We start from the raw sequence: 18443 nt of genomic DNA, 5'->3' as shown, positions 1-18443 counted from the left end.
CCCTACCCTAGACCGGCCCGGCGCAGCACCTCATCAAAGATGGGTTGCAACGGTCGAATGTTTTCATTGATGTACCAAAGTGCCGCTGGCAGACCGACCAAAACGGCCAGCAGTACAGCGAGTATCAGCAAGCGTCGCCGCCATATCTGACCCTTCGTTCGAATATACGGCATCGTCATGATCGGCGTAATTTGCAGCCCGTTAATCACATCGGCTGGGCGGCGCACGGCGGAATTCAGCAGCTCAAGCAGGATGATCAGCCCGAACCCCATCGCAAGTCCACCGGCCACACCCATCGCCGCAATCCGGCGACGGTTCGGGCGGGATGGGTTTGTAGGGGCAATCGCCTGCTCAAGCACCGCAATGCGTTGCCCTTTAGACAATGCCTCGATTGTATCACCGACTTCAGCGGCAGCACGGTTTTGGACCGCACGATCATACTGCGCGCGCAAGTTGTCGAAATTCCGTTCTAGCGTTGCCAATGTCAGAGCATTGCCAGGTGTCGCCGCAATGGAAGCCGACAGGCGATCGAGGTTCGTTTGAATCAGTGTTTTTTGTTCGTCGATAAAGGCAATCTGGCCATCAAGATCGGCAAGCTGCAGCTCGAAAGGCGTCAACGGGGCCCCTTCCTCGCCAACACCGGCGGAACTTGCAGCTGCCTGTTGCTCAGACACGATCTGTTCCAGCGCCGCAATCTGCGCACGCAGTATTGAGATACGTGGATTGCCGGCTGATAGAACGGCCGATGATCTGGTCAGTTCATCCTGCAAGTCCTGTAGCTCGGCCTCTTCTGCGGTCCGGGCGACTGCGCCGACCAACCCGACTTCGCCGGTTTGTTCAAAAAGATCCACCAGCCTATCGCGCCGATCCCGCAATTGGCTGCGGTCACGTTCCAGTTCCAAAAGGCGCTCTTGTTCTGCTGCTTGCTGCGCGCGGCGAAAATCAAGGCTGTCAGGCAAGGCATCAAGATTGGCTTCTTGGAACGCCAACATCTCGGCACTGATCTGCGATAACTCCTGCTCAAGCTGCTCTGTTTCCTGCGAAAAGAATTCAAGTGTCTGGCCTGACACAGTCGTTCGCATCTCGACGTTCTCTTGCAAGATAAGTGTCACCACCTCATTGGTGACTGCGGCTGCCATCTGCGCGGATGGCGCATCAAAATTCACCCTAACGATGATTGCCGTCGCTTGACCACGTACGAGCGAACCTCCCGTTGTGATGATGTTAATGCGTTGCCGCAGATCCTGTACCCGCTCATCAGGTGTGAGGCGATCCTCGGGTGCCACATCCCGATAGATCCCCAGCCGGTTTGCCATCTCAAGCAGGTTGTCCCGCGTCAAAATGCGCTGCCTGATGATTTGCAACTGTTCGGACGCATCCGTGCGCACCGTGGAGGCCGCAAGATCGTCAGGGATTTGCTGCTGTTCGACGACCAAACGGGCCTCGGCCACGTAGATGGGCTGCATTGTTAATGCAACAACCAGACCGGCCGCGGTCCCCAGAGACACCAATATAATGAAATAAGGGAACCGACGCCAAAAAACTGCCAGATAGAATTTAATATCCATCACTTACCATTCAATTCAAATCATCTGACCGGAACGCATTCTTCTCCGGATCATCAACCACCACGCCACCACCGAAAAAGACACCGTCACTCAGGACTTGTTTGACGATCTTTTCAGTCACCATGTCCTCCTCGTCTGTATAGGCATAAAGAAGCGAGAAGTCACAAAGTTGGTTAATAAGTCGCGGCACGCCGCGTGTCTCTTTAAAAATCTTATCGCAGGCTGTTGGCGTAAATATGGCACCGCGGGCGCCCGCGACCTCAAGCCTATGATTAATATAGTTGCTCACGGCCTCGGCGTTCAACGCTGGCAGATGAAAGCTTGATGCGACACGCTGGGCAAATTGGGTCAGAGCGGGATGCCGCACATTGTCGCGCAGCTCGGGTTGACCGACCAAGACCAACTGTAGCAATTCATCTTTATTGGCGTTGATGTTGGTGAACATACGCAGCTCTTCAAGGGACTCGCGGCTGAGGTTCTGCGCTTCATCAAAGATCAGAATGACGCGGCGGCCTTCGCTGTATTGGGAAATCAAAAACGCCTCGAACTGCCCAAACAGCGTGACATAGTCGGCTTGCAGCGGAATTGGTTGATCCAAAGCCTGCAACACCCAGCGCAGCAACTCATCCCGCGTGCCATGTGCATTGGAAATCAGGCCGATCTGGTAGGTCTCATCAAGCGACTTCAGCAAATGATGCAGCAGTGTCGTCTTACCTGCCCCAACCTCGCCAGTGATCAGTGTGATTGGTGCGCGGGTCACGATACCATATTCGAACATCGCGTAAGCGCGTTCATGCATCGCAGACCAGTAAATAAAGTCTGGATCCGGGACCAGCGTAAAGGGCCGTTCCTGCAATCCAAAATGATCAAGATAGATGTTAATCGCGTGATTCATCTGAACCCCAAAAAATTTTTACGTCAGGCCGTAGATCGCCGACAAAGGTGCGATTCGTCACAGACCGATTCCTATCTGATAACTAGTTTTCACACCAGTGAGAGCCGAAAGGTATGGAATCGCTTACTTTAGGTAAACACTGATAGAAGACACATTGGTTCCGAGGCCGCAACAATGAGGAATAACTCGCATTATCAAACTCTTATTCGGACGTCAGAAAGCTTTTTATGACCAATATAAGTCTGTTTTTATGGCTAACTATCCGTTAAGATAGGTTCACGAGAGCCGCTGCGGCTGTTATGACTGCCTTATTGAAGAATCATTTAATCGACCGGGGTTCAACGGACCCCACAATGTTAAAAATGTGTCGTAATTTTTGGGCACGTGTACTTTAGAAACGAGTGAGCAATTCCAATGACTACAGATTTGTCTGAAGTTCCTAAACATGCGAAATCGCGCGTTATCACCCCAACGCTTCCGCAAGTGGGTCCTTATGAGTTTGGCCTCAAGCGCGCCTTTGACCTTGCCTGTGTTTTGATCGCACTTCCTTTTGTCGTTCCCGTAATCGCAATTTTGGCGCTTATGGTATCACGTGATGGTAGTTCCGCATTTTATTGTCAGGACCGCGTTGGTCGTGGTGGTCGCATGTATCGCATCTGGAAGCTGCGCACGATGGTTGCAGATGCAGATGCGCTTCTCAGCGATTACCTGGCACAAAATCCCGACGCTGCGGCGGAGTGGGCGCTGACACAGAAATTGAAGCGTGACCCACGCATCACCAAGATCGGCTGCCTATTGCGCAAAAGCTCTCTGGATGAGTTGCCGCAACTGTGGAACGTCTTGATCGGCGACATGAGCCTTGTTGGTCCACGTCCAATGCTGCCTGAGCAAATGGATATGTATCCTGGCCGTGCGTACTACACGCAACGTCCCGGCATCACTGGCAGCTGGCAGGTGTCTGAGCGTAACGAAAGCACATTTGCTGACCGTGCACGTTTTGACACGGACTATGTCGCGAACATGTCGTTTGCTCACGATATCAAACTGCTGTTGGCGACTGTGCGCGTTGTGGTCAAAGGGACCGGATACTAACGTTCGATCCAGACCGGCAGTCAACGTAAGGTATTATAATGCAAAGCTTTCTGCGCGTTTGCCTGATTTTCGTAAGTCTAACGGTGCTTGCTGCCTGTAAGACAGACGAAGAAAAGGCAGACGCGTTTTATCAATCGGGGCTCAGCCTGATGGAAGCGGGCGATCTGGATCGTGCAGCCATCGAATTTCTGAATGTTTTTCAGCATGATGGGTTTCATCAAGAGGCCCGCCGCGCCCTTGCGGATATTCGGCTTGAGCAGGGGAATGTTCCGGCCGCGTACAGCCAATATCTGCGCCTGATTGAACAATACCCTGACACCGCGGATGTCCGGTTGATCCTTGCGTCGGTGGCTGTCGACATTAACAACTGGGACGAAGCGCGCCGTCATGGCGAAGCCGCCTTGGCATTGCTGCCCGATGACCCACGGGCGCAAGCAATAGGTGCTGCACTTGACTATCGCGCCGCCACTTTGGCAACGGACGCGGCTGGGCTGGAAAGATCTGCGGCACAAGCACGCGAACTGCTTGAAGCAAATCCGGATGATGATGTTGCGCGGCGTATCGTGATTGATGATATCTTGCGCAGCGATGCCCCGCTTGATGCGATGCCGCTGATCGAACAGGCAATAGCGGCCAATCCCGACAGTAATCTTTACCAAACGTTGCGGCTGCGGCTGCTGGTTCAGGTGCAGGATATGGACGGCGTGGGTGCACAACTGCGCCGCATGGTGGCCCTCTTCCCTGAAGAACAAGAATTGGCACAATCGCTGATCGCTTGGTATCTGACCCAAGGCGATCTGGAAGGGGCTGAACGTTATCTGCGCGAACTCGCTGGTGATGTGACTGCAGCACCCGAAGGTCATTTGGCTGTCGTGCAACTTATCCAGACCACGCAAGGATCCCAAGCAGCCAAACAAGAGCTTGACCGCCTTGCGACGGCCAATGACGGCACCCCCAACGCAGATATCTATCGTTCCTTGGCCGCCGTGATCCGGTTTGAAGAAGGGGAACAAGAACCCGCAATTGCAACGTTCCAGCAAATCCTCAGTGCGGCAGAACCAAACGAACAGACATGGCGGATCCGCAATACACTTGCCCGTCTTCTGATCGCATATGGTGACATTGATGCAGCCCGCACGCAGGTCGATACAATCCTTGCGCTGGATGCGTCGAATGTTGAAGCCCTCAAACTGCGCGCGGCATGGTCGATCGAGGCCGATCAGGCCCCTGACGCGATCCTTGATCTACGGCGAGCCTTGGGCCAGCAACCACGAGACGCAGAGATTTTGACGCTGATGGCACACGCGCATGAACGCGAAGGCAGCCTTGCGCTGGCAGGGGAACGATTGGCGTTGGCGGTTGATGTCTCGGGATCTGCACCGGCAGAAACGATACGCTATGCAACGTTCCTGCTGCGTGACGGGCGGACGGCAGCGGCCCGCAACGTTCTCAGCGATGCCCGCACTGCAAATCCCCGCAGCGTCGAGGTCATGACAGCTTTGGCGCGTGTTCTATTGGGCGAAGGCGCATGGGTTGAGGCGCAGGGCATTGCCAACACCTTGCGGTCCCTCGGCACGCCCGCCGCACAAGAGGCCGCGACATCACTTCAAGCCGCTTTGTTGTTGGGACAGAACAGGGTCGAGGACAGCCTTGCCTTTCTTCAAGGCGAGATTGACGAGGGCAACGCTGACATCGACGCCATCACCCAAGTGGTCCAAATTCACCTGCAATCCGGCAATATCGAGACAGCACGCAGCTATCTTGATCAGGCTTTGACAGACTATCCAGCCGACAGCACCTTGCAGATGCTCAACGCCAGTCTTTTTGCAATTTCGGGTGACTTTGACGCGGCGGAAACCGTATTCCGCGACCTGATCGCGGCCTTCCCGCAGGCAGAAGCCCCTGTTCTGCGGCTCTACAATTTGCTGATCTCAACTGATCAGTCCGAACAGGCGGTCGCCATAGTTGAAGCGGCGATTGACCAGCAGCCCGCAGCCATGAACCTGCGCTGGATCAGTGCGGGCCACCGCGAAGAGCGCGGCGATATTGATGGTGCCATCGCGATCTACGAAGAAATGTATGCCGCGAACTCAAACGCTGTGATGATTGCCAACAACCTCGCGTCCTTGATTGCGACCCATAAGGAAGATGCCGACAGCATCGCACGGGCCGCAACCATCGCCAAACGTCTGCGCGAATTGGATGCACCACCATTTCAAGACACCTATGGCTGGATCGCATATCGGCAGCAAAACTATCAAGAAGCGCGGACCTATCTGGAACCGGCAGCTGCCGGTTTGCCCGATGATCCATTGGTGCAATACCACCTTGGTATGACCTACGCCGCCCTTGGCGAAGCTGAAAAAGCGCGGGCACAACTGAACCGCGCGTTAGAGCTTGCAGGTGAAAGTACCCTGCCCCAGTTCGATCTTGCCCGCGCAAAGCTGCAAGAACTGAGTCAATAAAGCACCATTTCGCGGTTATGAACCGCGCGAAGGCTGGTTTTGCGTTGGGACGACTGGGGTATGACGTTAAGATCGTAAGAAAGCGGGCCCCTTCTGTCCGCATTATCAATGTGTCGTTTAAAGAGGCCGTTCTATGATCCGCTTTGTCACTTTTCTTGGTTCCGTTCTGACTATCATGCTGTTTTCAACGGCAACCATCGCGCAAGAGTACCGGGTGCAACCCGGTGATACCCTGCGCATCGAGGTTATCGAAGATGCCAGCCTGAACCGATCCGTTCTTGTTTCGCCTGATGGCAGCATATCCGTGCCAGGTGCGGGTGCGTTACGGGCCGGCGGGCTTACGCTTGCACAAATTCAGGCAAACCTCGCGGGCAGGCTTGAAGACAGTTTCGTCAGTCGCCCCAGTGTCTTTGTTGGGCTTGAGGCATTGGCACCCGAGGAAGACGACCCTGTGACCAATATCTTTGTGGTCGGTGAGGCAACAACCGTGGGCCGGATCGAGCTTGAGCCCGGCAGCACCCTGTTGCAGGCCTTTGCTGAATTCGGCGGTTTCACGAACTTCGCTGCAATCAAGCGCATCCAACTGCGCCGCGGATCAGAGATCTATACGATCGACTATAACAAAATCCTCGATGGCAGCAGCCGCAACGGTGCTGTGCGCATGCGCGAAGGGGATGTGATCATCATCCCGCAACGCAAGCTTTTTGAATAAGATCAGGAACCGCTGGGGGGCCAGGGCATGAAATATCTACGCAGCCTGATGGCGGTCGCTTCGCTTTGCCCTATCGCCGCTACTGCGCAAGAGGCCGAACCTGGTGGCGTGTTCTTCACACTCGACTTCAGCCAGTTACTTGAGGCCACGACGGATCGTGATCTTGCAACGACACAAACCGAAGATGGGTTTGACAGCGTCACCAGCCTAAGCTTCGGTGCTGTCACCGAGACACGCACCGACCGCCTCGCTTATGGTTTGGACACAGGCGTCCGGCTTTCGGACGGTGACTTCAGCAACGACGACAGCACGGTCAGTCTGACCTATCGCCGCAATAGCGCGGATGCAGTGTTGGATGTGTCTGCGCGTATCACCCGTGCTGATATCTCTTTCCTGCGTGACGCCTCGGACTTTATCGACGCTGGTGGCGAATTGGTTCTGCCGGACGACTTCGAAGATCTGACCGGCAGCGGTATTCGCAACGATGGCACGATCAGCGCAACGCTGCGATGGGGTGAAACGGCGCCGCTGGGGTATCGCATCAGCCTGAGCCAGCGCGCTTTGCGTTACGAGGACGCCAATGCGACGCTTGTTGATGAAGACACAGGCCGCGTCAGTGCAGGCTTGCGCCTGAATTTTAATGAAGTGACCACAGGCAACCTTGATCTAAGCTACACCCAGACCGACGAAGTCGGCAGCGGACCAGAGGATTTTACGACACTCAGCACTGCCCTGACATTTAATCGTCCCTTGGGCGATTTGACCACCCGTGTCAGCGCCACCCGCGACATCGAGGGTGATGTCTTCTGGGCAGCGGCCATTGATCGCCGGTTTGAACTAACCGGACGTACCTTGAACGGCACGATTGGCGTGGTTGAGGACGAAGACGGAGATGCCCGGATGACGGGGCAAATCGCTTATAGTTTGCCCCGACCAGCAGGCCAAGTTGATTTCAGCGCAATCCGCAGTCTTAGCGCAGGCGCGGATCGAGCCACAACGACAATTACAGCCGGCTATCGGCGAAATCTGAGCCCTGTCCGCAATATCCGGTTTGGGTTTGACTTTGGACAGGCCAGCAATCCAGACGGCAGTGATGTGCTTGCAACGGGTAGTCTATCGGCCAGCTACGGGATCAGCCTGACAGAAGTCTGGGATCTCAGCATCGGTGGTCGTGTGAATGTGCGCGATGATGACGGGACCCGTACCAGCAGTAATACAGTATTCTTGGCACTTGATCGCCCGATCTCTTGGCGACCCTAGGGCGGAATGCGGTCGGTTAGACCTGCCCTGCCGGGCGTTATATCTACGATCCTTGTTATTATTATTGGGATTGAAGGCGTTTTGCTTGCTGCGGACCATGGCGTGTTCGGATCACCCATCTGGCGGCTGGTGGCATTTCAATTTGGTGCTTTCTGGCCGGGTCTGCTGGGTGAATGGCAACCGCATTTCCGCGGCCAGCCTGTCACCATGTTCATCACCTATACGTTTTTGCACGGCGGGGTCGGTCACCTGCTTGGGAACGCTGTGTCACTGTGGTCATTTGGACCTGTGATCTGTCATCGCACCGGACAACGGGGCTTTGTCGTCATTTTCATCCTCACATCCTTAGGCGGCGCAATTTGCTATGCCGCATTAAGTGCTGAAAATACACCAATGGTCGGCGCTTCGGGTGCTATTTTTGGCTTGGCCGGGGTTTGGCTGCGGTGGCAATGGCGGGAAAGAAGTGGCAAAATACGCGACAATCTGCCGATTATAGCCATTATTGGCCTTCTAATTGGGCTAAATGTCGCTCTTTACGTGTGGTACGACGGAGCGCTCGCTTGGCAAACACACTTAGGCGGCTATATGGTCGGGTGGATATGTGGAGGAATTCGGGTCCGTCCAAAGTTGCAGCGTTAATAAAGTTGCAGCGTTAATTCTATGTTAACGCCAAGCGTGCATTCTGGACAGGTTCTGAACAAAAATTCGACACTATCTTTGGGCATGTTCAGGCGTAGCGCACAAATTGTTCGCTTCGTGTCAGTCCCAAGCATGAAGGAGTAGTTGATGTTTATCGTATATATAGCCTTCGGTTTCGTGTCAGGCATTATTGCTGCAGCCGCCATGCTAATGTCTGGTTCGGGCTTCTTTGCGGCTTTTGTTGCCTATGTGCTTGCTGGCGTTGTTGGTATGGGCGCAAGCCTTTGGTGGTCATTTGCACCGCGCCAGGACATCGAAAACAAAACGACAGTAACCCAGCAAAGCTAAGGCGCGCTTTGATTGCTCAACTGAGAACCCATTGAATAGCGCGGCTTGTTTTACCATGACGCACACTGCGTCTGCAAAGACAGGCCAGAAATGACTCAGGATACCCAAGATTTCACGCTGATAACTGGTTGTCGCTGCTTTGCACGACCCCAATGGCAACCAATCAGTGTCACTACCAGCGCCATGGCCGTCCATCGTTACAAAACTGACATTAACTTTGAGGCAAATAGGACGGGCCAAAAGGCAGCCTGACGTAAGGTCGCCAGAACCACCTAAGCGTGCAATTCGACAAGCACTGCTTGAAATTCCACATTTTGACCCCGACGACTAAAATTCAGCCCACAAAGCAGCATAGCCTTGATTAGTGGTGATTCCGGGACGAATCTGCATGTCTGTCCCAGCAAATCCCAAGCAACTTCACCCGATCGCGAACAACTCAGGATAGTTAGGTCAGCAATAGTGACATACTTTGGTACAGGTTGCTGGCCTCTGTCCGATTCTGTTACCTAGCTTCTATGGAGCGTGTATTGCTCGTGTAATTGGTGAGTAGAAAAGTACTGACCAGCAATTTTGCTAGATAGTACTGATGGTTACTGAAGGCTCTTTTGAGTTCTTCTGGAAATGAACATTGTATGTCGCGGAGGTGAGTGGCCGAGATATACAAGTATGAGTGGGCTGGGTAACAGGTATATGTTCAGGGCGTCGCATTCGTGCGACGCCCGCTTCATTTCAGGCCTTGATCAATGCCCGCGCAGCGTCCCTTGCAGCATCCGTCACTGTATCGCCGGATAGCATTCTGGCGATCTCATCCACGCGCGCGCCCTCATCCAGTGCGACAACGGTGGAGCGGGTTTCATCACGCGTTTGCTGCTTCTCAACCCGCCAGTGATGTCCGCCCAACGCAGCCACCTGAGGTGAGTGCGTTACGACCAACACTTGACCATCTGCCGCCAACTCGGCCAGACGTCGCCCCACGGCATCAGCGGTCGCACCTCCGACACCACGGTCGATTTCATCAAAGATCATCGTCAACCCGTCAGAGGCTTGGGTCAGGCAGACCTTCAATGCCAAAAGGAACCGGCTGAGCTCACCGCCAGATGCAATTTTGTTCAGCGGACCCGCAGGCGCACCGGGGTTTGTTGCAACAGTGAAGGCGACTGCATCGTTGCCCTCTGGTCCAGCCTGCTCAGCGTCGGCCAGTGTTGTGGCAAAAACTGCGCGTTCCATCTTTAATGGGGCAAGTTCCTTGGCCATCGCGGCGTCCAAGTTTACGGCGGCCTTTTGGCGTTTACGACGCAGAGCCAAAGCTGCACCATCATAATTCGCATGAGCCGCCTGTACGGCAGCGCTGAGTTCCGCCAAATCACGCGCGCCATCGTCCAAAACGGCCAAACGGTTGCGCAGATCATCCGCGAAACTGCGGAGCTCATCTGGCAGCACATTGTGCTTACGGGCGAGCCCGCGAATGGCAAACAGGCGTTCTTCAACGTCTTCCAGCTCGGACGTGTTGAACGACAGCGCATCAAGGCAATCTGCAACGCCGCGCTGCGCGTCATCCAACCCCAGCAACACACGCTCCAGCGCTTCTAACGGCGCATCTAGACGGCCTTCTGCATCACCAGCCACACCTTGCAGCCAGCGCGACGCATCACCCACCATACCTTCAGCCCCTTGCAGCCCCAAAGCATCCGCCGCTTTGCTAATATCCGCGCGGATCTTCTCGGCCGCCTGCATCAGTCGGCGCTGCGTATCAAGCGTGGCTTCTTCCCCTGCCTCAGGTGCTAGCGTATCGAGTTCAGCGACGGCGTGGCGCAGGAAATCTTCTTCGGCGCGCGCTTCGGCGATCTTAGCTTCAGCGGCGGCCAGCGCGCGCTGCGCATCACAGAGCGTCCGCCAACTGGCGCGCGTCTTGTCCAGCAAACCGTCCAGCCCGGCATAGCTATCCAGCATCTGCCGATGCCCACGTGGGTTCAGCAACCCGCGATCATCATGTTGGCCGTGCAACTCAACAAGCGTCTCGGATAGGTTGCGCAGCACTTCACCGCTGACGCGCCGGTCATTGATCCACGCGGTTTTACGGCCATCGCGGGTGTTGATGCGGCGCAGGATCAACTCATCATCGGCCCTGATCCCCGCTTCGTCCAAAACGGCAAAAGCCGGGTGTCCGGAAGGCAGATCAAACCATGCTGTGACCTCGCCTTGTTCGGCCCCTTGCCGGACCAACTCGGCGCGACCACGCCATCCAAGGACGAACCCCAAAGCATCAAGCAAGATCGACTTGCCCGCACCTGTTTCACCGGTCAACACGTTCAAACCCGGCTGAAACGCAAGTTCCAGCCGATCAATAATCAGCATATCCCTGATATCTAAGCCACGCAGCATGTCAGAGCCCAAAGGGCGGGGCTGCCCCCGCGATATTTATAGCCACTCACCGCGCAGCACCTGCCTGTAAATCGAGGCGAGCCAGTTGTCGCCAGCGGCATCGGCAGACAACCCCTGCCCTGTCAGCAAGGCAAAGCTGGCTTCATACCATTCACTGGATTGATAGTTATAACCCAGGATCGCGCCGGCCGTCTGCGCCTCTTCCACAAGTCCAAGCGAAAGGTAACTCTCCACCAGACGGTGCAAAGCCTCGGCGGTGTGGGTGGTGGTTTGAAAGTCTTCAACGACAGTACGGAACCTGTTCGACGCGGCCACATAATTACCGCGCTTCAGATAAAACCGCCCGATTTCCATTTCTTTAGCTGCCAAATGATCAAACGCGAGATCAAACTTCAGCACGGAGGTGCGGGCATATTCACTGTCTGGATATTGCTCAATCACCCGGCGCAGCGATTGCAAGGCTTGGAACGTCAGGCCCTGATCGCGACCGACTTCGTCAATCTGATCATAATAAGACAGCGCCAGAAGATAGGCCGCATAAGACGCATCTTCTTCTGCCGGATAAAAATCAAGATAGCGCTGCGCAGAAGCACGGCTGTTGGGATAATCCTCATCACGGTGGTACGCGAAGGCCTGCATGATCAATGCGCGCTGCGCGAATTCTGAATAGGGATAGAGTCGCTCAATCTCGCCAAAGGTGAACGCGGCATCATCGGGACGACCCCGTTCAATCTGCCGCTCACCGCGCTCAAAAATCTGCTGGGCGCTCAGATCATCCAGCGGCTCGCCACCACGATCATCGGCGCAGGCCGCCAAAAGTGCAAAGCTGACAACTGCGCCGACCCGAAACATCCAACGGCCGTTGCTGCCCTTTCTGACTGACATTAATGCGTCCTCATTCACACTTGACTGCTCGCCCTTTGGGACGGTGCCCCGGCGGTTAGCTTGTGGTCTAACATAGAAAAATCGGGGGCAAAATGCCTTTTGATCCCTCTGTCATCAACTGTAAGTGGGTCAGCGCTAAGCGACAGCATCCAGATCGGCGGCGCTGACGCCAACGCCGGGCAAACGTGCCGCAATTTTCACGTCACATTGCACAAAACGCCACGCATCCGGCTGATCAAACAACGCCCGCAAAAGCTTGTTCGTCATCGCATGCCCAGCCCGCGATCCAGTGTAGCGGCCAAGGATCGGCGCGCCAGCAGTGTAAAGATCACCCAGTGCATCAAGCATCTTGTGGCGCACAGCTTCATCGGCATGGCGCAGGCCACCCGGTGTCAAAACCTTGTCGCCATCAACGACAACTGCGTTTTCAACGGAACCACCCAACGCAAGACCATTGGCATGCATCGCATCAACGTCAGCAGAACGGCAGAACGTACGGCTGTCACACAGCTCGCGCACAAAGGCACCGTTTGCCATGTTCAGTGTCTTCTTCTGACGGCCAATCGCGGCATCCTTGAACTCAATTTCGAAATCAATCTGCAGGGTCGTAGCAGGCGCCAGCTTTGCTGTGGCATCACCATCCGACACTTCGACTTCGCGCAATATCTCGATAGCGCGCAAAGGAGCAGAGAGCCGGGTCAAACCCGCCTTTACAATACCACGCACGAAGCTTGCGGCGCTGCCATCCAATATCGGCACTTCGGGGCCATCAATGTCGATCAACGCGTTATGAACGCCACAACCGGCAAGCGCTGCCATCAAATGTTCGATCGTTGAAACAGTCACGCCGTCTGCATTGCTGAGCCGGGTATTCAGCGGTGAGACAATCACATCGCGGAAATCAGCAAGGAGCGTTGGAAAACCAGCAACATCGGTGCGGCGGAACACAATGCCCGTATTCGCCGACGCAGGATGCAGAACAACACGCACAGCTTCGCCAGAGTGCAAACCAGTGCCCTCAAAAATGACGTCAGATTTCAGTGTCGTTTGCACGCGTGTTTCGCCTTCACAGCATTTTCGTCCCTGCAACCCAACTAGGGTGCTACCGCTGATGTCTCAACTCACTCTTTACAACGGTCTGAAACATGGCTGTCACAAACTGTGGCATTCGTAAGGCCTCATTTTTAACCCATTCAAAACAAAAGAAAAAAGGCCGCCAAACGGCGACCTTTCTTGCCATACAAACGTGACGTCAATGCATCAGGTTTGCCGGGTTTAGTTTGCTTGACGGCGCAGGAATGCCGGAATTTCGATCTTTTCCTGATCGTCACCGTGCTCAGGCTCCTGATGCAACGCCGTGACTTGTGGCTGTGTGCGTGCAGGTTGCTGCTGTGCGCCGTCAGTCTGAGCACCGGTCATCCGGTTGATCAAAGAGTTGATCCCAAAGCGCGGTTTGTCCGCCTCGCTGGCCACTGGTGCAGCGGCGGCTGCCTGTGGTTGCTGCTGGGGGGCTTCACTATTCGGCACACGGCTGACGGCCGCTTGCAAACGGGCCAGCGCTTCCGGTGAAGGTGTGCCCGGGGCGGCTGCGCGGGGTGCCACAAAGTTATCTGCCTCAGTCAGTGCTGGCTCAGCACGCGGTGTATAGGCGGGGGGCGGCAAATCGTTGGTCTCTACCGCTTGCGGAGCCGGAGCAGGTTGAGGCGCAGGCTGTGGCTGGTAAGCTGCGGCTGGCTGCGGTGCTGGCACATCCAGATTTTCGAACAATGTACGCTCTTGTGGCGCAGGCGCGGATGCTGGCTCAGCGACTGCTGCAACAGCGGCTACTTCCGGCCGCGGTGTTTGGGCTATCTCTTCAACTTCAGCGACAGGTGCGAGTGGTGCGGCCATTGAGCGGCGCGGCACAGGCGTTTCTGTCGACTTCTCCAACGCGTCGATACCCGTCGCCACAACAGACACGCGCATCTTGCCTTCCATGCCAGTATCCAACGTGGAGCCGACGATGATGTTCGCATCACCATCCACCTTTTCGCGGATCTTGTTGGCGGCTTCATCAAGTTCAAACAGTGTCAGATCATAACCACCGGTAATGTTGATCAGCACGCCTTTTGCACCTTCGAGCGAGATCTCATCCAAAAGTGGGTTCGCAATGGCTTTTTCAGCGGCTTGAACAGCGCGGTTTTCACCGTCAGCTTCGCCGGTGCCCATCATCGCTTTGCCCATTTCATCCATCACGGCACGGACATCTGCAAAGTCGAGGTTGATCAGACCAGGACGGACCATCAGGTCGGTCACACCTTTTACGCCTTGGTAAAGAACGTCATCAGCAAGTGCGAAGGCTTCGGTAAAGGTCGTGTTTTCATTGGCCAGACGGAAAAGGTTCTGGTTCGGAATGATAATCAGCGTATCGACAACTTTCTGAAGCGCATCAACGCCTTCTTCCGCTTGCTTCATGCGCTTTGCACCTTCGAACTGGAAGGGCTTGGTCACAACACCAACGGTCAGAACACCCAACTCGCGGGCGGCTTGTGCGATGATGGGTGCGGCACCTGTTCCGGTTCCCCCACCCATACCTGCGGTGATGAAGCACATGTGCGCACCAGCAAGGTGATCAACAATCTGTTCAATACTTTCTTCGGCAGCAGCGGCACCAACGGTTGCCCGTGCGCCTGCGCCCAAACCTTCGGTCACTTTCAAACCCATCTGGATTTTCGCCGTCGCGCGCGACTGTTGCAGCGCCTGCGCATCAGTATTTGCAACCACGAACTCCGTGCCATCAAGCTCTTGCTCGATCATGTTGTTCACAGCGTTGCCGCCAGCGCCGCCCACACCGAAAACGGTGATGCGTGGCTTCAGTTCTTCGTGCCCCGGTAGGGAGAGATTCAATGTCATAACTCGATCCGCCTGTTTTTTATTTGCCCGTGCCCGCGGGCGTTTACTGCTTATTGGGACTCACATTAACGAAGTGATGCACAAAGGTCACGACAAAAACACAAAATATCCACCAAATCTGGACAAAAATTTGCCTTATTCCGCCGGATATCGACAGATCAGCAAGATATTGCGCATTACCAGTTGTCTTTAAACCATTTCACGGCCCGTTTCAGCGATTTGGCCGGATAACGATCTGCGGGAATTTCAAAATCCCACCATTCGTCTTGTGGGTTTGCTGCAAAGAGTGTGAGGCCAACTGCGCTGGAGAATGCCGGTCCGATTGCGGCTTGTGGCAAACCCTGCACGCGCAGCGGCCGCCCCAGACGCACCTGCTGCCCAAGGATTTTGCTGGCCAGACCATCAAGACCCGGAATTTGACTGCCACCCCCCGTCAGAACAATCTGCTGACTTGGCAGATGTTCGAACCCCGACGCATCCAGACGCTCGCGCACCTCTTCCAAAATTTCTTCAACGCGCGGCCGCATGATCCCGATAAGCTCTGCCCGGCTGACGGTGCGCCGGTCATGCTCCCAATCTCCGGTATCACCACCGATCTCGATCATTTCCCGATCATCCATACCGGTGGCCATAACGCCACCATAGAATGTCTTGATCCGCTCGGCCGTGTTCGCGGGAATTTGCAAACCCATCGAGATGTCAGAGGTCACATGTTCACCGCCCATGCGCACAGAATCCGCGTAGATCATATGCTTTTTCATGAAGACCGAAATGCCCGTGGACCCGCCCCCCAGATCAATACAAGCCGCGCCCAGTTCCTGCTCGTCCTCAACAAGCGATGACATGCCCGACACATAGGCCGACGAGGCCAGCCCGGCGAGTTCAAGATCGCAGCGTTTGATGCAGTAAAAGATGTTCTCAATCGCATGTGCATCAACGGTCAGCATGTGCATATCCGTCTTCAGCACATTCCCGATTTGCCCGCGTGGGTCCGCCAAACCAGAGCGATGATCCAATGCAAAATTCACCGGTTGCGCATGAAGCACTTCTCGGTCCGCGCCGTAATCAGGCACATCGCAAGACGCCATGACCTGACTGATATCCTGTTCGGTCACAGTACCACCCGACACATCAAGCGTGCCATCGAGGCCGTAAGACCGTGGGCGAGCGCCAGACAAACAGGCAATCACATGATCCACGCGCACGTTTGCCATCTTTTGTGCGGCTTGCACGGCAGTCCGGATCGCGCGCTCTGTTTCCTGCATCGCATCCACTTCACCAAAGCGCACACCGCGCGAACGAGTGGTCGCCGCACCAATCACGCGAAACTGCGATTGTCCGGCGAGCGAGCCAATGCCATCGCTGCTGCGAAACTGTTCAGGTCCATCAAAACGCAGTACCAGACACGCGATCTTGGATGTGCCGACATCCAGAATGGCCACCACGCCCCGCTGCATCGCCGCTTTACGCATTTGCCGCATTGCCCGTTGGCTGTCGTATAGATCGCCCATCAGTTATCTGCCCTATCTTCAATTGTTGTTGTATTGACCCGACGCAGCGCGGTGGCTGCCTCTTCATTCATGCGCAGCGTTGGCCTGTGGGCATTACGCATATCGACAACGGCCACATCACGGTTCAGCATGTCTTGAGCGTCATTGAGCGCGATCACCCGGTCCAGTGCTGCGACAGCACCCTCAGACGGCAGGAGGATGCGTTGATCGCGATCCAAAACCATGTCCCAACGCCGCTCGCCCATGCGGACCAATCCGCGGACCCGGTCGATCAAAGGACCGGCCGCCGCAAAAAGGTTCAGCGCCTCGTCGATGTTGTCTTCGGCCCCGTCACCCGCGATTAGCGGCAGATCAAGGCGGTCTGCACGCGCAGTAATCTGACCGGATTGCACGCCATCAGCATCAATCAGGCGCAACGTCGCCCCGTCACGCCATAGGGCAACAGGAACACGCGGGGTCAACGCCACCTCAAGCGCGCCACCCTGCCCGACCCGCACGCTGGCCGATTTGATGGGGTCCAGCGCTTCGATATCAGCACGGATTTTTTCCAGATCAAGATCAAAGGATGAGACCGGAAATTCCCGCGGCAACAAAGCCGAGACTTGCGCCGCTATCTCCAGATCACCGCCTGAAAGGTTCATGGTCTGCACCATGAATTGCGGGCGTTGCTGGAAATCCTGTTTGGTTTCCTCAATTGTCGCGGCCAACTCTGCACGGTTCTCTGGCTGCGAAAACCAAGAGCCCGCAATCGTCAGGATCAGGACAATCGGCACACCAATCCGCACCGAGGCGCGGAACCCGGGCGTCAGCATCAACCGCTGATAACGATAGTCGAGCCGCGATGGCGCGGGATCGCGGCGCGGAGCGTCGACAACTGTGCGGCGGATCAGCGATCGCATGACGCGTCCTCCACCATCCAACGGCAAAGCTCGGGAAAGCTGACGCCCACATGTGCCGCCTGTTCAGGCGTGAGTGATGTGGGCGTCATACCGGGCTGGGTATTCGTCTCTAACAGGATCAGGCCGTCCAAACCGCGCGCCTCATCCCAACGGAAATCGGTGCGGCTCACACCGCGACAACCAAGCGCGTCGTGGGCGCGCACGGCGTAATCCATGCAAGCATCGAAAATCTCGGCGGGGATATCGGCGGGTAATTCATGGCGGGAACCGCCGGGGGCGTATTTCGCGTGATAGTCGTACCACCCGTCGGTGATGATATCCGTGACCGTCAAAGCACGATCACCCATGACGGTCGTCGTCAACTCGCGGCCCGGCGCGAAAGCTTCGACCATCACCTCATCTGGCATATCATCGGCCAGTTGCGGCGGGCCGTTGGCGTCTTTGTTAACGATGTAAATACCGACGCTGGAACCTTCGTTGTAGGGCTTCACCACATAAGGCGGCGGCATGACGTGGGCTGCGCGGACATCATCGGCAGCAGCCAAGATGCTATCAACAACAGGCAGGCCAACCTTGCGATAAACGTCCTTCGTCCGCTGCTTATCCAGCGTCAGCGCCGAAGCCAGAATACCCGAGTGCGTGTATGGGATTTGCAACCATTCAAGGATGCCCTGGATCGCACCATCTTCGCCCCAGCGACCATGCAGGGCATTAAAGACAACATCTGGGGCAATCTCGATCAGACGCGCAGCGACATCGCGGCCTGCATCGACCTCGATCACCTCACATTGCGCTTCCCGCAAAGCTGCCGCACATTCACGGCCCGAGCTTAGCGAAACTTCGCGTTCCGCTGAGGGGCCGCCCATAAGGACAACAACTTTCGGGTTTGTCCTGC

15 protein-coding genes are annotated in these 18443 nt (G+C 55.7%); 6 read left to right on the top strand and 9 right to left on the bottom strand.

Annotated features, from left to right (window positions below; genetic code table 11):
• Nucleotides 1-2: 2 nt before the first annotated feature.
• Together MWU60_RS00180 and MWU60_RS00175 are read right to left on the bottom strand one after the other, a co-directional pair.
• A complete protein-coding gene (locus tag MWU60_RS00180) occupies nt 3-1568 on the bottom strand; it encodes a Wzz/FepE/Etk N-terminal domain-containing protein (protein WP_247225025.1) in 1566 nt (521 codons plus the stop codon).
• A 10-nt stretch (nt 1569-1578) separates the two neighbouring features.
• Entirely contained in the window at nt 1579-2463 is an 885-nt protein-coding gene (locus MWU60_RS00175) for an AAA family ATPase (RefSeq protein ID WP_247225024.1), read from the bottom strand.
• Between the two features lie 426 nt (nt 2464-2889).
• On the opposite strand from MWU60_RS00175, the gene MWU60_RS00170 reads away from it, so the two are divergent.
• The 6 genes from MWU60_RS00170 (at nt 2890) to MWU60_RS00145 (ending at nt 8979) form a co-directional block, all read left to right on the top strand.
• Complete coding sequence (locus MWU60_RS00170; RefSeq protein WP_247225023.1) at nt 2890-3555, top strand: sugar transferase; 666 nt, start codon at nt 2890-2892, stop codon at nt 3553-3555.
• Between the two features lie 38 nt (nt 3556-3593).
• Nucleotides 3594-6020, top strand: coding sequence for a tetratricopeptide repeat protein (locus MWU60_RS00165; RefSeq protein ID WP_247225022.1), 2427 nt, complete (start codon nt 3594-3596; stop codon nt 6018-6020).
• 133 nt (nt 6021-6153) lie between these two features.
• Nucleotides 6154-6732: a polysaccharide biosynthesis/export family protein gene (locus tag MWU60_RS00160; RefSeq protein ID WP_247225021.1), complete on the top strand. Its 579-nt coding sequence runs from the start codon at nt 6154-6156 to the stop codon at nt 6730-6732.
• A 27-nt stretch (nt 6733-6759) separates the two neighbouring features.
• Nucleotides 6760-7992 (top strand): hypothetical protein, encoded by a 1233-nt coding sequence (locus tag MWU60_RS00155; protein ID WP_247225020.1) that lies wholly within the window; start codon nt 6760-6762, stop codon nt 7990-7992.
• 6 nt (nt 7993-7998) lie between these two features.
• Complete coding sequence (locus MWU60_RS00150) at nt 7999-8631, top strand: rhomboid family intramembrane serine protease (protein ID WP_247225019.1); 633 nt, start codon at nt 7999-8001, stop codon at nt 8629-8631.
• Between the two features lie 147 nt (nt 8632-8778).
• A complete protein-coding gene (locus tag MWU60_RS00145; RefSeq protein WP_247225018.1) occupies nt 8779-8979 on the top strand; it encodes a hypothetical protein in 201 nt (66 codons plus the stop codon).
• A gap of 729 nt (nt 8980-9708) precedes the next feature.
• On the opposite strand, the gene recN is transcribed toward MWU60_RS00145, so the two are convergent.
• From recN to MWU60_RS00110, 7 genes are all read right to left on the bottom strand, one after another.
• Nucleotides 9709-11361, bottom strand: coding sequence for a DNA repair protein RecN (gene recN, locus MWU60_RS00140; protein ID WP_247225017.1), 1653 nt, complete (start codon nt 11359-11361; stop codon nt 9709-9711).
• Between the two features lie 36 nt (nt 11362-11397).
• Complete coding sequence (locus tag MWU60_RS00135) at nt 11398-12246, bottom strand: outer membrane protein assembly factor BamD (RefSeq protein WP_247225016.1); 849 nt, start codon at nt 12244-12246, stop codon at nt 11398-11400.
• Between the two features lie 135 nt (nt 12247-12381).
• Complete coding sequence (gene lpxC / locus MWU60_RS00130) at nt 12382-13299, bottom strand: UDP-3-O-acyl-N-acetylglucosamine deacetylase (protein WP_247225015.1); 918 nt, start codon at nt 13297-13299, stop codon at nt 12382-12384.
• Between the two features lie 222 nt (nt 13300-13521).
• Nucleotides 13522-15138 carry a cell division protein FtsZ gene (ftsZ, locus tag MWU60_RS00125; protein ID WP_247225014.1) on the bottom strand — a complete coding sequence of 539 codons (1617 nt, stop codon included), beginning with the start codon at nt 15136-15138 and terminating at the stop codon, nt 13522-13524.
• Nucleotides 15139-15314: 176 nt separating this feature from the next.
• Complete coding sequence (ftsA, locus tag MWU60_RS00120; protein ID WP_247225013.1) at nt 15315-16649, bottom strand: cell division protein FtsA; 1335 nt, start codon at nt 16647-16649, stop codon at nt 15315-15317.
• The gene (locus tag MWU60_RS00115; protein WP_247225012.1) at nt 16649-17548 is read right to left on the bottom strand and encodes a cell division protein FtsQ/DivIB; all 900 of its coding nucleotides are present in this window, start codon (nt 17546-17548) and stop codon (nt 16649-16651) included. The genes ftsA and MWU60_RS00115 overlap by 1 nt, the downstream gene beginning before the upstream one ends.
• Nucleotides 17536-18414, bottom strand: coding sequence for a D-alanine--D-alanine ligase (locus MWU60_RS00110; protein WP_247226124.1), 879 nt, complete (start codon nt 18412-18414; stop codon nt 17536-17538). Before MWU60_RS00110 ends, MWU60_RS00115 begins: the two co-directional genes overlap by 13 nt.
• Nucleotides 18415-18443: the final 29 nt, after the last annotated feature.

Origin of the sequence: Yoonia sp. F2084L, assembly GCF_023015625.1 — a bacterium.
Taxonomy (GTDB): Bacteria; Pseudomonadota; Alphaproteobacteria; order Rhodobacterales; family Rhodobacteraceae; genus Yoonia.
The sequence above is the reverse complement of the archived record's forward strand: the minus strand, read 5'-3'. Positions and strand labels throughout refer to the sequence as shown.

Excerpts from the sequence above, each read along its gene's own strand:
- MWU60_RS00175 (WP_247225024.1), bottom strand. The coding sequence starts at position 2,463 with ATGAATCACGCGATTAACATCTATCTTGATCATTTTGGATTGCAGGAA.
- MWU60_RS00110 (WP_247226124.1), bottom strand. The coding sequence starts at position 18,414 with ATGGGCGGCCCCTCAGCGGAACGCGAAGTTTCGCTAAGCTCGGGCCGT.
- recN (WP_247225017.1), bottom strand. The coding sequence starts at position 11,361 with ATGCTGCGTGGCTTAGATATCAGGGATATGCTGATTATTGATCGGCTG.
- MWU60_RS00145 (WP_247225018.1), top strand. The coding sequence starts at position 8,779 with ATGTTTATCGTATATATAGCCTTCGGTTTCGTGTCAGGCATTATTGCT.
- MWU60_RS00160 (WP_247225021.1), top strand. The coding sequence starts at position 6,154 with ATGATCCGCTTTGTCACTTTTCTTGGTTCCGTTCTGACTATCATGCTG.
- MWU60_RS00165 (WP_247225022.1), top strand. The coding sequence starts at position 3,594 with ATGCAAAGCTTTCTGCGCGTTTGCCTGATTTTCGTAAGTCTAACGGTG.
- MWU60_RS00180 (WP_247225025.1), bottom strand. The coding sequence starts at position 1,568 with ATGGATATTAAATTCTATCTGGCAGTTTTTTGGCGTCGGTTCCCTTAT.
- ftsA (WP_247225013.1), bottom strand. The coding sequence starts at position 16,649 with ATGGGCGATCTATACGACAGCCAACGGGCAATGCGGCAAATGCGTAAA.
- MWU60_RS00115 (WP_247225012.1), bottom strand. The coding sequence starts at position 17,548 with ATGCGATCGCTGATCCGCCGCACAGTTGTCGACGCTCCGCGCCGCGAT.
- MWU60_RS00135 (WP_247225016.1), bottom strand. The coding sequence starts at position 12,246 with ATGTCAGTCAGAAAGGGCAGCAACGGCCGTTGGATGTTTCGGGTCGGC.
- MWU60_RS00155 (WP_247225020.1), top strand. The coding sequence starts at position 6,760 with ATGAAATATCTACGCAGCCTGATGGCGGTCGCTTCGCTTTGCCCTATC.
- ftsZ (WP_247225014.1), bottom strand. The coding sequence starts at position 15,138 with ATGACATTGAATCTCTCCCTACCGGGGCACGAAGAACTGAAGCCACGC.
- MWU60_RS00150 (WP_247225019.1), top strand. The coding sequence starts at position 7,999 with ATGCGGTCGGTTAGACCTGCCCTGCCGGGCGTTATATCTACGATCCTT.